This window comes from Streptosporangium sp. NPDC004379 (genome assembly GCF_042873875.1).
Classification (GTDB): domain Bacteria; phylum Actinomycetota; class Actinomycetes; order Streptosporangiales; family Streptosporangiaceae; genus Streptosporangium.
The window spans coordinates 231,271-244,697 of sequence record NZ_JBIAMC010000001.1 but is presented as its reverse complement, the minus strand read 5'-3'; the positions used below and the strand labels follow the sequence as shown (position 1 = coordinate 244,697).

The window sequence follows — 13,427 nt, the reverse complement described above, 5'->3', positions numbered from 1 at the left end:
GCCTGCTACCGTGAGGCGTCGACTTCCTTTAAGACCCGTCCCGTGAGGCGGGAAAGGTGGTGTTCTTTTGGCTGACGCCGTTTCGCATGCCCAGGACGCGCGGGCGGTCCTCGAGGGACCCGACATCAACCGCGCCCTGATCCGCATCTCCCACGAGATCCTCGAACGCACCAAGGGTGCCGAGGACATCGTCCTGCTCGGCATCCCCACCCGGGGTGTCCACCTGGCCCGCCGCCTGGCCGGCCACATCGCCCGCTTCGAGGGCCGCCCGGTGCCCGTCGGGTCGCTCGACATCACGATGTACCGCGACGACCTGCGGCTGCGCCCGGCCCGCGCCCTCGGCCGCACCGACCTGCCCGCCGACGGCATCGACGGCAGGGTCGTCGTCCTCGTCGACGACGTCCTCTTCTCCGGCCGCACGGTCCGCTCCGCGCTCGACGCGCTCAACGACCTGGGCCGCCCGCAGGCCGTGCAGCTCGCCGCCCTGGTCGACCGCGGCCACCGCGAGCTGCCGATCCGCGCCGACTACGTGGGCAAGAACCTCCCCACCTCCAAGTCCGAGATCGTCAAGGTCTACCTGGAGGAGAACGACGGCCGCGACGCCGTCCTGCTGCTGAGGGGGGACGACCGGTGAGGCGCCATCTCATCTCCGCGGCCGACCTGAGCCGCGACGACGCCCTGCTCATCCTCGACACCGCCGACGAGCTGGCCAAGATCTCGGACCGCTCGATCAAGAAGCTGCCGACGCTGCGCGGCCGTACGGTGGTCAACCTCTTCTTCGAGGACTCCACCCGGACCCGGATCTCCTTCGAGGCGGCGGCCAAGCGCCTGTCGGCCGACGTGATCAACTTCTCGGCCAAGGGCTCCAGCGTCTCCAAGGGCGAGTCCCTCAAGGACACCGCGCTGACCCTGGAGGCGATGGGCGCCGACGCCGTCGTCATCCGGCACGGCGCCTCCGGCGCGCCGCACCGCCTGGCCGGCTGGGTCCGCGGCAGCGTCGTCAACGCCGGCGACGGCACCCACGAGCACCCCACCCAGGCGCTGCTCGACGCCTTCACCATGCGCCGCCGCCTGGGCCCGCTGGACGGCAGGAAGGTCACCATCGTCGGCGACGTGCTGCACAGCCGGGTGGCCCGCTCCAACGTCCTGCTGCTGAGCACGCTCGGCGCCGAGGTGACCCTGGTCGCCCCGCCGACCCTGCTGCCGGTGAGCGTCGGCTCCTGGCCCTGCGAGGTCTCCTACGACCTCGACGCCGTGCTGCCCAAATCGGACGTGGTGATGATGCTGCGCGTCCAGCGCGAGCGGATGAACGCCGCGTTCTTCCCCACCGAGCGGGAGTACAGCCGCCGCTACGGCCTCGACCGCGACCGCGTCGCCAGGATGCACGACGACGCCATCGTGATGCACCCCGGCCCGATGAACCGGGGCATGGAGATCGCGGCCGAGGTGGCCGACTCACCGCGCTCGACGATCGTCGAGCAGGTCGCCAACGGGGTGACCACGCGCATGGCCGTCCTGTACCTGCTGCTGGGCGGCGCCGACCTCGGGGGAGAGATCCGACAGTGAGCGAGCAGCGAAGCACAGTGATCAAGGGAGCGCGGATCCTCGGCGGCGAGCCCGCCGACATCCTCGTCCGCGGCGGGGTCGTCGAGGAGGTCGGCCAGGGGCTGACCGGCGACGAGACGATCGACGCCCGGGGCCTCATCGCCCTGCCCGGCCTCGTCGACCTGCACACCCACCTGCGCGAGCCGGGCCGGGAGGACGCCGAGACCGTCGAGACCGGCACCCGCGCCGCCGCCCTGGGCGGCTACACCGCCGTCCACGCCATGGCCAACACCGACCCGGTCGCCGACACCGCCGGCGTCGTCGAGCAGGTCTGGCGGCTGGGCCAGGAGGCCGGCCACTGCGACGTGCGCCCGGTGGGCGCCGTCACCGTCGGCCTGGAGGGCGAGCGGCTGGCCGAGCTCGGCGCGATGGCCGACTCGGCGGCCCGGGTGCGGGTCTTCTCCGACGACGGCAAGTGCGTCTCCGACGCGGTGCTCATGCGCCGCGCCCTGGAGTACGTCAAGGCGTTCGACGGAGTGATCGCCCAGCACGCCCAAGAGCCGCGGCTGACCGCGGGCGCGCAGATGAACGAGGGCGCGGTCTCCGGCAGGCTCGGCCTGACCGGCTGGCCCGCGGTCGCCGAGGAGGCGGTCATCGCCCGCGACTGCCTGCTGGCCGCGCACGTCGGCTCCCGGCTGCACGTCTGCCACGTCTCCACCGCCGGCTCGGTGGAGATCATCCGATGGGCCAAGTCCAAGGGCTGGGACGTCACCGCCGAGGTGACCCCGCACCACCTGCTGCTGACCGACGACCTTGTCGAGGACTCCCCGGTCGGCGCCTACAACCCGATCTACAAGGTCAACCCGCCGCTGCGCACCCGCGCCGACGTCGAGGCGCTGCGCCTCGCGCTGGCCGACGGCACGATCGACTGCGTCGCCACCGACCACGCGCCGCACCCGGTCGAGGACAAGGAGACCGAGTGGTCCGCCGCGGCGATGGGCATGATCGGACTGGAGACGGCGCTGTCGGTGGTTCACGAGGCCATGGTGGAGACCGGCCTGCTTGACTGGTCGGGTGTCGCCGAGCGCATGTCGTACGCCCCGGCCAGGATCGGCCGCCTGGCCGGTCACGGCCGTCCCGTCGAGGCGGGCGCCCCGGCCAACATCACGCTGTACGACGCCTCGGCGCGCGCGGAGGTGGACCCCTCGGGCTTCGCCTCGCGCAGCCGCAACACGCCCTACGAGGGCAGGACGCTGCCCGGCCGGGTCGTCGCGACCTTCCTGCGCGGCAGGCCGACCGTCCTGGACGGCAAGCTCGTCTGACGCCTCACCCCGCCGCCCGCCGTACGGTCCGCTCCGTACGGCGGGCGGGAGGGGCCGCCGGATCCCGGCCCGCGAAGGCGCGGAGCGCCGGGGGGAAGCGCACCCGACGACGCGTGCGCGGACGCGTGACGGCCGGCCCGCGCCCGGGAACGGGCGGGCGGGGCCGGACGGACGGCGCGTCTCACATCGTGGAGGCACCCTCCACCAACATGCCTGATATTTCATACTTTGCGGAGCAGTGACCGATATGATCGGGGTTTTCGAGTGACCGCAGTGCTAGTGCTGGAAGACGGCCGTGTCTTCCAAGGGGCGCCCTACGGCGCCGAGGGAGAGACCTTCGGCGAGATGGTCTTCAACACCGGGATGACCGGCTACCAGGAGACGCTCACCGACCCCTCGTACCACCGTCAGATCGTCGCGATGACCGCGCCGCACATCGGCAACACCGGCGTCAACGACGAGGACCCCGAGTCCTCGCGGGTCTGGGTCGCCGGCTACGTCGTCCGCGAGCCCGCCCGCGTCTCCTCCAGCTGGCGCGCCCGCCGCTCCCTCGACGACTACCTCCGGGAGCAGGGCGTCGTCGGCATCGCCATCCCCGGCACCCGCGCCCTCACCCGCCACCTGCGCGAGCGCGGGGCCATGCGCGCCGGGATCTTCTCCGGCGACGCCCTCGCCACCGTCGAGGAACTGGTGGAGCGCGTACGGCGCAGCCCCGGCATGGAGGGCGCCGACCTGGCGCGGGAGGTCTCCACCGCCGAGCCGTACGTGGTGCCGGCGATCGGCGCCAAGCGTTTCACCGTGGCGGCCGTGGACCTCGGGATCAAGGCGATGACCCCGCACCGGCTGGCCGAGCGCGGCTGCGAGGTGCACGTCCTGCCCGCCGCCAGCACCGCCGAGGACATCCTCGCGCTCGACCCCGACGGGGTCTTCTTCTCCAACGGCCCCGGCGACCCGGCCACCGCCGACGCCGCCGTCGAGGCGCTGCGCGGCGTCCTCGCCGCGGGCAGGCCGTTCTTCGGCATCTGCTTCGGCAACCAGATCTTCGGCCGGGCCCTGGGCCTGGGCACCTACAAGCTGCGCTACGGCCACCGCGGCGTCAACCAGCCGGTCCAGGACCGGAGCACCGGCAAGGTGGAGATCTCCGCGCACAACCACGGCTTCGCCGTACAGGCGCCGCTGGACGGGCCGTTCGACACGCCGTACGGCCCGGCGGAGGTCAGCCACGTCAACCTCAACGACGACTGCGTCGAGGGGCTGCGGCTCACGGACCGGCCGGCCTTCAGCGTCCAGTACCACCCCGAGGCGGCGGCGGGTCCGCACGACTCCGCGGGCCTCTTCGACCGGTTCTGCGACCTGATGGAGCAGCACGCGACCATGAAGACGGAGGATAAGGATGCCTAAGCGCACGGACATCCGGTCGGTCATGGTGATCGGCTCCGGGCCGATCGTGATCGGCCAGGCCTGCGAGTTCGACTACTCCGGCACCCAGGCCTGCCGCGTGCTGCGCGCCGAGGGCTTCCGCGTGATCCTCGTCAACAGCAACCCGGCGACGATCATGACGGACCCGGAGTTCGCCGACGCCACCTACGTCGAGCCGATCACCCCGGAGATCGTCGAGAAGATCATCGCCAAGGAGCGGCCGGACGCCCTCCTGCCCACCCTCGGCGGCCAGACCGCGCTCAACACCGCGATCGCGCTGCACGAGGCCGGGGTGCTGGAGGAGTACGGCGTCGAGCTGATCGGCGCCGACGTGGACGCCATCCAGGCGGGCGAGAACCGCGAGATGTTCAAGGCCATCGTCGGCAAGGTCGCCGCAGAGCGGGGCCTGAACGCCGAGTCGGCCCGCTCGGTCGTCTGCCACACCATGGACGAGTGCCTGGCCGCCGCCACGGAGCTGGGCTACCCGCTGGTGGTGCGCCCCTCCTTCACCATGGGCGGCGTCGGCTCCGGCTTCGCCCACGACGAGGACGGCCTGCGCCGCATCGCCGGGGCCGGCCTCGACGCCTCCCCGACCAGCGAGGTGCTCCTGGAGGAGTCCATCCTCGGCTGGAAGGAGTACGAGCTGGAGGTGATGCGCGACCGGGCCGACAACGTCGTCATCGTCTGCTCCATCGAGAACCTCGACCCGATGGGCGTGCACACCGGCGACAGCGTCACCGTGGCCCCCGCGCTGACCCTGACCGACCGCGAGTACCAGAACATGCGCGACGTCGCCATCGCGGTCATCCGCGAGGTCGGCGTGGACACCGGCGGCTGCAACATCCAGTTCGCGGTCGACCCGGCCACCGGCCGCATGGTCGTCATCGAGATGAACCCCCGGGTCTCCCGCTCCAGCGCGCTGGCCTCGAAGGCCACCGGCTTCCCGATCGCCAAGATCGCGGCCAAGCTCGCCATCGGCTACACCCTGGACGAGATCCCCAACGACATCACCCGGGAGACCCCGGCGTCGTTCGAGCCCTCGCTCGACTACATCGTGGTCAAGGTCCCGCGGTTCGCCTTCGACAAGTTCCCCGGGGCCGACGCGACGCTGACCACCCACATGAAGTCGGTCGGCGAGGCCATGGCCATCGGCCGGTCCTTCCCCGAGGCCCTGCAGAAGGCGCTGCGCTCCCTGGAGAAGAAGGACGCGGTCTTCACCTGGGCCGGGGAGCCCGGCGACAAGGACGCGCTGCTCGACGCCTGCCGCACCCCGCACGACGGCCGCCTGCGCGCCATGCAGCAGGCCATCCGCGCCGGGGCGACGCCCGAGGAGCTGTTCGGGGCCACCTCGGTGGACCCGTGGTTCCTCGACCAGCTCTTCGCGATCGACGAGGTCGCCGGCGGGCTGCGCCGGGCCCCGCGGCTCGACGCCGAGGCGCTGACCCTGGCCAAGCGGCACGGCTTCAGCGACGCGCAGATCGCCGAGCTGTGCGACATGACCGAGGAGCGGGTGCGCGACCTGCGCCACGCGCTCGGCGTGCGGCCGGTCTACAACACGGTGGACACCTGCGCCGCGGAGTTCGCCGCGCGGACGCCCTACCTGTACTCCACCTACGACGAGGAGACCGAGGTCCCGCCGGGCGAGCGGCCCAAGGTCATCATCCTCGGCTCCGGTCCCAACCGCATCGGCCAGGGCATCGAGTTCGACTACGCGTGCGTGCACGCCTCCTTCGAGCTGTCGAAGGCCGGCTACGAGACCGTCATGGTCAACTGCAACCCCGAGACGGTCTCCACCGACTACGACACCTCCGACCGGCTCTACTTCGAGCCGCTCACCCTGGAGGACGTCCTGGAGGTCGTCCACGCCGAGCAGCAGAGCGGCACGGTCGCGGGCGTCATCGTCCAGCTCGGCGGCCAGACCCCGCTGGGCCTGGCCCAGGCGCTCAAGGACGCCGGCGTCCCGATCGTCGGCACCTCGCCGGAGTCGATCCACCTCGCCGAGGAGCGCGGCGCGTTCGGCCGCGTCCTGGCCGAGGCGGGCCTGCCCGCGCCCCGGCACGGCACCGCGACCGGCGAGCAGGACGCCCTGGAGATCGCCGCCGAGATCGGCTACCCGGTGCTGGTGCGGCCCTCCTACGTCCTCGGCGGCGCCGGCATGGCCATCGTCTACGACGACGAGACCCTGGTCACCTACATGTCCCGGGCCGGGGCCGCCAGCGACCACCCGGTGCTGGTGGACAAGTTCCTCGACGAGGCCGTCGAGATCGACGTGGACGCCCTGTTCGACGGCGAGGAGCTCTACCTCGGCGGCGTCATGGAGCACATCGAGGAGGCCGGCATCCACTCCGGCGACTCGGCGTGCTCGCTGCCGCCGATGACGCTGGGCAGCCACGACATCAAGCGCATCCGCGCGGCCACCGAGGCCATCGCCCGCGGCGTGGGCGTGCGCGGCCTGATCAACGTGCAGTACGCCATGTCGGCGAACATCCTGTACGTGCTGGAGGCCAACCCGCGCGCCAGCCGTACGGTGCCGTTCGTCTCCAAGGCCACCGCGGTGCCGCTGGCCAAGGCGGCGGCCCGGGTGATGATGGGGGCGGGGATCGCCGAACTGCGCGCGGAGGGCATGCTCCCGGCCGAGGGCGACGGCGGCACCCTGCCGCTGGACGCGCCCATCGCGGTCAAGGAGGCGGTGCTGCCGTTCAACCGGTTCATCCGCAGCATGAACGACGCGGTGGACACGGTGCTGGGCCCGGAGATGCGCTCCACCGGCGAGGTGATGGGCATCGACGAGTTCTTCGGCATCGCCTACGCCAAGTCGCAGGCCGCCGCCTACGGCTCGCTGCCGGTCAAGGGACGGGCGTTCGTCTCGGTGGCGAACCGGGACAAGCGCGCCATGATCTTCCCGGTGAAGGCGCTCGCCGATCTCGGCTTCGAGATCCTGGCCAGCGAGGGCACCGCCGAAGTGCTGCGCCGCAACGGCGTCCATGCCAAGATCGTGCGCAAGCAGAGTGACGGGCCGGGCCCCGACGGTGAACCGACCATCGGCCGGCGGATCCTGGACGGCGAGGTGGATCTCATCGTGAACACGCCCTTTGGCAGCCCCGGCCAGTCCGGGCCGCGGCTGGACGGCTACGAGATCCGCACCGCGGCCGTGCTGCGGGGCATCCCGTGCATCACGACCGTCCAGGGCCTGGCCGCCGCCGTGCAGGGCATCCAGGCGATCGTACGCGGCGACGTGGGGGTACGGTCCCTCCAGGAGCACGCGGAGCGGCTGAGGGGACGAGTGAGCGAAGTGGCCGGCGAAGGATGAGCCGTCCGCGGAGTGAGCGAGGAGCCGAACGCGACCGTGTGGACGGGCGGCTGAGGGGACGAGTGAGCGAAGTGGCCGGCGAAGGATGAGCCGTCCGCGGAGTGAGCGAGGAGCCGAACGCGACCATGGGCACTGCAGACTGAGGGGATGAGACCCGGGAGGACGTAGGCGGGGGGCGAGGCGAAGGAGACCACGGGCACGGCGGATCTGCGGGGCGGACGCCCCAGGCGGAGGTGAGGAAGACGCCTGTTACTCCGGTGCAGGTGACCGGCACGGTGCTGACGACGCGCCGGGTCGACGCCTACCATGCGCTGACCGTGGTGGCGCCCGGCATCGCCGAGCGCTTCCGGCCCGGTCACTTCGTGGCGGTGGCGGTCGGCGGCGCGCGGACGTCGTCGCTGACCCGCCGTGCCTTCTTCGTCCACGACGTCAAGCCCGACTACGGCGGCACCGTGGAGTTCGTCTTCACCGTGCGCGGACCGGGCACCGAGTGGCTGGCCGAGCGCCGGGCCCGCGACACACTCGACCTCGTCGGGCCGCTCGGCCGCCCCTTCCCGCTGCCCCGCGACCCGGTGGGCTGCGTCCTGGCCGGCGGGGAGCACGGCTCGGCCGCGCTGTTCCCGCTGGCCGACGCGCTCCAGCGGCGCGGCTGCCGGGTCGACTTCGTGCTCGGCGCGGCCTCCGCCGACCGGGTGTTCGGCGCGCTGCGCGCCCGCCGGATGGGGGAGACCACCACGCTGACCACCGAGGACGGCTCGGTGGGGATGCGCGGCAGGGTCACCGACGTGCTGCCCGGGGTGATCGCCGACGTGCGGGCCGACGCGGTCTACGCCTGTGGCCCGATGGCCATGCTGCGCGGCGTCACCGCCGTGGCGGTCGAGTTCGACATCCCGGTCCAGGTGGCCGTGGAGGAGCGGATGGCGTGCGGGACCGGCGTGTGCATGACGTGCGTGCTGCCGGTCATAGGGGACGACGGCGTCACCCGGATGGTCCGCTCGTGCGTCGAGGGCCCGGTCTTCCGGGGTGAGCGCGTCCGCTTCGACGATGTCGGAACGATCCCGTTCGACGCGCTGGGAGCGCCCGGTGGGGGATCGCGGCATGCCGGTTGACATGCGCACGTACCTGGGGCACGTGGAACTGGTCAACCCGATCACCACGGCCGCCGGGTGCGCCGCGTCGGGCGCCGAGCTGGCCCAGTTCTTCGACCTGGGCCGCATCGGCGCGCTCACCACGCGGTCGATCACGATGGCCCCCAGGGCGGGCCGTCCGACGCCCAGGATGGCAGAGACGCCCTCGGGCATGCTGAACTCCGTCGGGCTCCAGGGGCCGGGCGTGGACGTCTTCCTGGAGCGCGAGCTGCCCTGGCTGGCCCAGCGGAGCGTGCGGACGGTCGTCTCCGTCGGCGGCGGCACCGTGGCCGAGTACACCGCCCTGGCCCGCAGGCTCACCGACGCCCCCGGGGTGACCGCCGTGGAGGTCAACCTGTCGTGCCCCAACATCGAGGACCGCGGCCGGGTCTTCGCCCGTGACGGCGCCGCCTCGGCGGAGGTGATCGCCTCGGTGCGCTCGGTGATGCGCTACGACGTGCCCGTCGTGGCCAAGCTCTCCCCGGACGTGCCGGACATCGTCAGCGTCGCCCGCGCGTGCGTGGACGGCGGCGCCGACGCGCTCTCGATGATCAACAATCCGCTCGGCATGAGCATCGACACCGAGACCATGCGGCCCGCGCTCGCCGCGGTCACCGGGGGGCTGTCCGGCCCCGCCGTGCGGCCGCTGGCCGTACGCTGCGTGTGGCAGGTGCACGCCGCGCTGCCCAGCGTGCCCATCATCGGCATGGGCGGCGTGCTGACCGGCAGGGACGCCTTCGAGCTCATCCTGGCGGGCGCCTGCGTCGTCGCCGTGGGCACGGCCCTGTTCCACGACCCCTACGCCTGCATGCGGATCCTGCGCGAGCTGGAGGAGCTGCTGGCGGCCCGGGGGTTCAACCGGCTCGCCGACGCCGTCGGGCTGGCCCACCGCCCGCCGGGCTCATCGGCCCGGCACCGTACAGACCTGGAGGAGAGTTCCCTGTGAGGCCCGCACCCATCGCCGTCGCCCTGGACGCGCCCGACCTGGAGACCGCGGCCCGCTGGGCGGCCCTGGTGACGCCCCACGTCAGCACGATCAAGGTCGGCCTGGAGCTCTACCTCCGCTACGGCCCCGAGGTGATCGCCTCGGTGCGCGGCGCGAGCGGCATCGACATCTTCCTCGACCTGAAGCTGCACGACATCCCCAACACCGTCGCGGGCGCCGCCAGGGCCGTAGGACGGCTCAGACCGGCCATCCTGACCGTCCACGCCGGGGGCGGCCCCGCGATGATCTCAGAGGCCGTACAGGCCCTTCCAGACACGAAGGTGGCGGCCGTGACGGTGCTCACGTCACTGTCGGAGGCCGACCTGGAGCGGATCGGCCTCGCGGGCCCGTCCGGCGACGCGGTGCGCCGTCTGGCGGCCATGGCCGTCGGCGCGGGCGCCCAGGCGCTCGTCTGCTCGCCGCAGGAGGTCGCCGCGGTGCGCGGCGAGGTGGGGCCGGACATCACCCTGATCACCCCCGGTGTGCGCCCCGCGGGCTCCGGGAGCCAGGACCAGGCGCGGGTGGCGACGCCCGAGCGGGCGCTCGCCGACGGGGCGGACCTGCTCGTGATCGGCCGCCCGATCACCGGTTCGGCCGACCCCGGCGCGGCCGCCGCGGGCATCGCCGCGGCCCTCCGGAGGAGCGTCGTGACGGGCGGACGGCAGGTGTGATCTTCGTCGCTGAAAACGCCGTGTAGACCGTACTTTCGTCGACACCATGTCACAATCTCGTCACGCAGGGCGACAAAGTAGATTTTCTGGGGGGAGAAACCGGTCTTGACGTTGCTTGGAGCGTCATGACCAGCTAGTTTCCCTTCCCGTCCGAGTACATCGACAGGAAATTCGAGGTGACCCGGCGTGGCTCTTCCTCCCCTTACCCCTGAGCAGCGCGCCGCAGCCCTAGAAAAGGCTGCCAAGGCCCGCCGAGAGCGTGCCGAGGTTAAGAACCGTCTCAAGCACGGTGCCATCTCTCTGGCTGAGGTGCTCAAAGACGGGCAGGCCGACGACGTCATCGGCAAGATGAAGGTCTCGGCCCTCCTGGAGTCGCTCCCCGGCGTGGGCAAGGTCCGCGCCAAGCAGCTCATGGAGCGGCTCGGCATCGCAGAGTCCCGCCGCGTGCGGGGCCTGGGTGCCAACCAGCGGGCTTCACTCGAGCGTGAGTTCGGCGGAGCCGAGAGCTAGTCTCGGTTCACGCAGGACCATGTTCGTCCCGCTCAGGCGGGAAATGTCATCACGGGGGGTTTGGAGTGGCCGGATCGACGCGGCAGGGCGGCAGCCCTGCCTCGGGGAAAGCCGCTGAAAGCGGGTCCGGCGGCTCCACGTCCTCGGCCGCGGGCCGCGAGCGGGCGCAAGCCCTCTCCGGCCCGGCCGGCAGGCGCCTGACGGTCCTCTCGGGGCCGTCGGGCGTCGGCAAGTCCACGGTCGTCGCCGAGCTCCGGCGGGCACACCCCGAGGTGTGGCTGTCGGTCTCGGTGACCACCAGGAAGCCCCGTCCGGGCGAGACCCACGGCGTGGAGTACTTCTTCGCCGACGACGAGGAGTTCGACCGCCTGGTCGCCTCCGGCGAGCTGCTGGAGTGGGCCGAGTTCGCCGGCAACCGGTACGGCACGCCGCGCGGCCCCGTGCTGGAGAAGCTCGCCGCCGGGGTGCCCGCCGTACTGGAGATCGATCTGCAGGGCGCGCGGCAGGTGCGCGCGACCATGCCCGAGGCCCTCCTGGTCTTCCTGGCCCCCCCGACCTGGGAGGAGCTGGAGAAGCGCCTGCGCGGCAGGGGCACCGAGCCCGAGGACGTCATCGAGCGGCGCCTCGCGGCCGGCCGCGTCGAGATGGCGGCCGAGAGCGAGTTCGACCTGACTCTTGTCAACACGTCCGTCCGGGATGTATGCCACCGGCTGATAGCCTTGATGGCTGATGCTCCCGAGGCCTCGCGCCCCGGCCGTTCACCTAGCTAGGGGAAATCACACGTGGCTACCAACACCTCCTCCTACTCCGAAGGCATCACCAACCCGTCGATCGACGCGCTGTTGGAGATCGTCGACAGCAAGTACAGCCTCGTGATCTTCGGTTCGAAGCGGGCGCGGCAGATCAACGCCTACTACTCGCAGCTCGGCGAGGGCCTGCTCGAGTACGTCGGCCCGCTGGTCGAGACCCACGCGCAGGAGAAGCCGCTGTCCATCGCGCTGCGCGAGGTCAGCGAGGGCCTGCTCACCTCCGAGCCGATCGAGGGCTAGTCACACCGATGACGTCTGGCGAGGGCCCGGCGGCGGGCCGCCCGGCCGCGCCGGACGACGGCCCGATCGACGGTCTGATCGGCGACCCGGCCGGTGACCGGCACGGCCTCCCCGCTGACGCCGCGGCGCGCGCGGAGGGCCGGCCGCACCGCCCCTCCGTCGTCCTCGGCGTCAGCGCGGGCATCGCCGCCTACAAGGCGTGCGAGCTGCTGCGCCTGTTCACCGAGTCCGGCCACGACGTCCGGGTCGTCCCGACCCGCGAGGCCCTGAGGTTCGTCGGCGAGCCGACCTGGGCCGCGCTGTCCGGCAACCCGGTCGCCACCGACGTCTGGGACTCGGTGCACGAGGTCCCGCACGTCCGGATCGGCCAGGGCGCCGACCTGGTGGTGGTGGCGCCCGCCACCGCCGACGTGCTCGCCCGCGCCGCCCACGGGCTGGCCGGCGACCTGCTGACCAACACCCTGCTCACCGCCCGGTGCCCGGTGGTGTTCGCCCCCGCGATGCACACCGAGATGTGGGAGCACCCGGCGACCAGGGCCAACGTCGCCACGCTCCGCGAGCGCGGCGCGATCGTCATCGACCCCGCCGTGGGCCGTCTGACCGGCGCCGACACCGGCCGCGGCCGGCTGCCCGACCCCCGCGAGATCTTCGAGGTCTGCCGCCGGGCGCTGCGCGGGCGCGGCCCCGATCTGGCCGGCCGCCGCCTGGTGGTCTCCGCCGGGGGCACCCGCGAGGCCATCGACCCGGTCCGCTTCATCGGCAACCGCTCCTCGGGCCTCCAGGGGTACGCCCTGGCCCGCACGGCCGTCGCCCGCGGGGCCGAGGTCACCCTGGTGGCCGCCAACGTCTCGCTGCCCGACCCGGCGGGGGCGACGGTGGTCCGGGTGGAGTCCGCCCTGGAGCTGCGCGAGGCCGTCCTGGCGGCGCTGGAGGGCGCCGACGCGGTCGTCATGGCCGCCGCCGTGGCCGACTTCCGGCCCGCCGCGCAGCACGACTCGAAGATCAAGAAGACCTCGGCCGGGCCCGAGCCGGTCCACCTGGTCGAGAACCCCGACATCCTCGCCGAGCTGGGGGAGCGCCGCCGCGAGGGGCTCAAGCCGTACCCGCGGGTCATCGTGGGCTTCGCCGCGGAGACCGACGACGTCCTGGCCAACGGCCGCGCCAAGCTCGCCCGCAAGGGCTGCGACCTGCTCGTCGTCAACCAGGTGGGTGCGGGCCTGGCCTTCGGCACCCCGGACAACGCGGCCGTGGTGCTGGGCGCGGACGGCGGCCGGACAGATGTGCCCCGCGGTCCCAAGGAGGACCTCGCCGACGTGGTCTGGGACCTCGTCGCCGAACGCCTGGCCTGACCCGCCGCCCGCCACGGGTCCTCCGCGGACCCCGGCCGTGTCCTCCGGCGGGTACGGCGGGCACCTTCCGGGTTCTCGGCGGGGTCCCGGCCGGTGCCCGCAGGGGGCGTCCGTCCCGGCTGACGCCGACCGGTGACGGG

General features: G+C 72.6%; 12 protein-coding genes. All 12 read left to right on the top strand.

Annotated elements, in window-relative coordinates; all coding sequences use genetic code 11:
- Positions 1-67: 67 nt before the first annotated feature.
- Positions 68-634 carry a bifunctional pyr operon transcriptional regulator/uracil phosphoribosyltransferase PyrR gene (gene pyrR / locus ACFYSC_RS00945; RefSeq protein ID WP_389954826.1) on the top strand — a complete coding sequence of 189 codons (567 nt, stop codon included), beginning with the start codon at positions 68-70 and terminating at the stop codon, positions 632-634.
- Entirely contained in the window at positions 631-1,566 is a 936-nt protein-coding gene (locus tag ACFYSC_RS00940) for an aspartate carbamoyltransferase catalytic subunit (protein ID WP_389954824.1), read from the top strand. The genes pyrR and ACFYSC_RS00940 overlap by 4 nt, the downstream gene beginning before the upstream one ends.
- Complete coding sequence (locus ACFYSC_RS00935) at positions 1,563-2,867, top strand: dihydroorotase (RefSeq protein ID WP_362934556.1); 1,305 nt, start codon at positions 1,563-1,565, stop codon at positions 2,865-2,867. The genes ACFYSC_RS00940 and ACFYSC_RS00935 overlap by 4 nt, the downstream gene beginning before the upstream one ends.
- Positions 2,868-3,131: 264 nt before the next feature.
- Entirely contained in the window at positions 3,132-4,268 is a 1,137-nt protein-coding gene (gene carA / locus ACFYSC_RS00930) for a glutamine-hydrolyzing carbamoyl-phosphate synthase small subunit (protein ID WP_389954821.1), read from the top strand.
- The gene (carB, locus tag ACFYSC_RS00925) at positions 4,261-7,596 is read left to right on the top strand and encodes a carbamoyl-phosphate synthase large subunit (protein ID WP_389954818.1); all 3,336 of its coding nucleotides are present in this window, start codon (positions 4,261-4,263) and stop codon (positions 7,594-7,596) included. The genes carA and carB overlap by 8 nt, the downstream gene beginning before the upstream one ends.
- A 257-nt stretch (positions 7,597-7,853) precedes the next feature.
- Positions 7,854-8,705 (top strand): dihydroorotate dehydrogenase electron transfer subunit, encoded by an 852-nt coding sequence (locus tag ACFYSC_RS00920; protein ID WP_389954815.1) that lies wholly within the window; start codon positions 7,854-7,856, stop codon positions 8,703-8,705.
- A complete protein-coding gene (locus ACFYSC_RS00915; RefSeq protein WP_362934565.1) occupies positions 8,695-9,669 on the top strand; it encodes a dihydroorotate dehydrogenase in 975 nt (324 codons plus the stop codon). Before ACFYSC_RS00920 ends, ACFYSC_RS00915 begins: the two co-directional genes overlap by 11 nt.
- On the top strand, positions 9,666-10,379 hold the full coding sequence (pyrF, locus tag ACFYSC_RS00910; protein WP_389954810.1) for an orotidine-5'-phosphate decarboxylase: 714 nt from the start codon (positions 9,666-9,668) through the stop codon (positions 10,377-10,379). Before ACFYSC_RS00915 ends, pyrF begins: the two co-directional genes overlap by 4 nt.
- Before the next feature lie 186 nt (positions 10,380-10,565).
- Positions 10,566-10,889: an integration host factor, actinobacterial type gene (gene mihF, locus ACFYSC_RS00905; RefSeq protein WP_012889515.1), complete on the top strand. Its 324-nt coding sequence runs from the start codon at positions 10,566-10,568 to the stop codon at positions 10,887-10,889.
- Between the two features lie 197 nt (positions 10,890-11,086).
- Positions 11,087-11,659: a guanylate kinase gene (gene gmk, locus ACFYSC_RS00900; protein WP_389956275.1), complete on the top strand. Its 573-nt coding sequence runs from the start codon at positions 11,087-11,089 to the stop codon at positions 11,657-11,659.
- A 12-nt stretch (positions 11,660-11,671) separates the two neighbouring features.
- Positions 11,672-11,938, top strand: a complete 267-nt coding sequence (rpoZ, locus tag ACFYSC_RS00895) for a DNA-directed RNA polymerase subunit omega (protein ID WP_362934571.1) — start codon at positions 11,672-11,674, stop codon at positions 11,936-11,938.
- A gap of 8 nt (positions 11,939-11,946) precedes the next feature.
- Positions 11,947-13,287 carry a bifunctional phosphopantothenoylcysteine decarboxylase/phosphopantothenate--cysteine ligase CoaBC gene (gene coaBC, locus ACFYSC_RS00890; RefSeq protein WP_389954806.1) on the top strand — a complete coding sequence of 447 codons (1,341 nt, stop codon included), beginning with the start codon at positions 11,947-11,949 and terminating at the stop codon, positions 13,285-13,287.
- Positions 13,288-13,427 lie beyond the last annotated feature (140 nt).

Excerpts from the sequence above, each read along its gene's own strand:
- carB (WP_389954818.1), top strand. The coding sequence starts at position 4,261 with ATGCCTAAGCGCACGGACATCCGGTCGGTCATGGTGATCGGCTCCGGG.
- ACFYSC_RS00915 (WP_362934565.1), top strand. The coding sequence starts at position 8,695 with ATGCCGGTTGACATGCGCACGTACCTGGGGCACGTGGAACTGGTCAAC.
- coaBC (WP_389954806.1), top strand. The coding sequence starts at position 11,947 with ATGACGTCTGGCGAGGGCCCGGCGGCGGGCCGCCCGGCCGCGCCGGAC.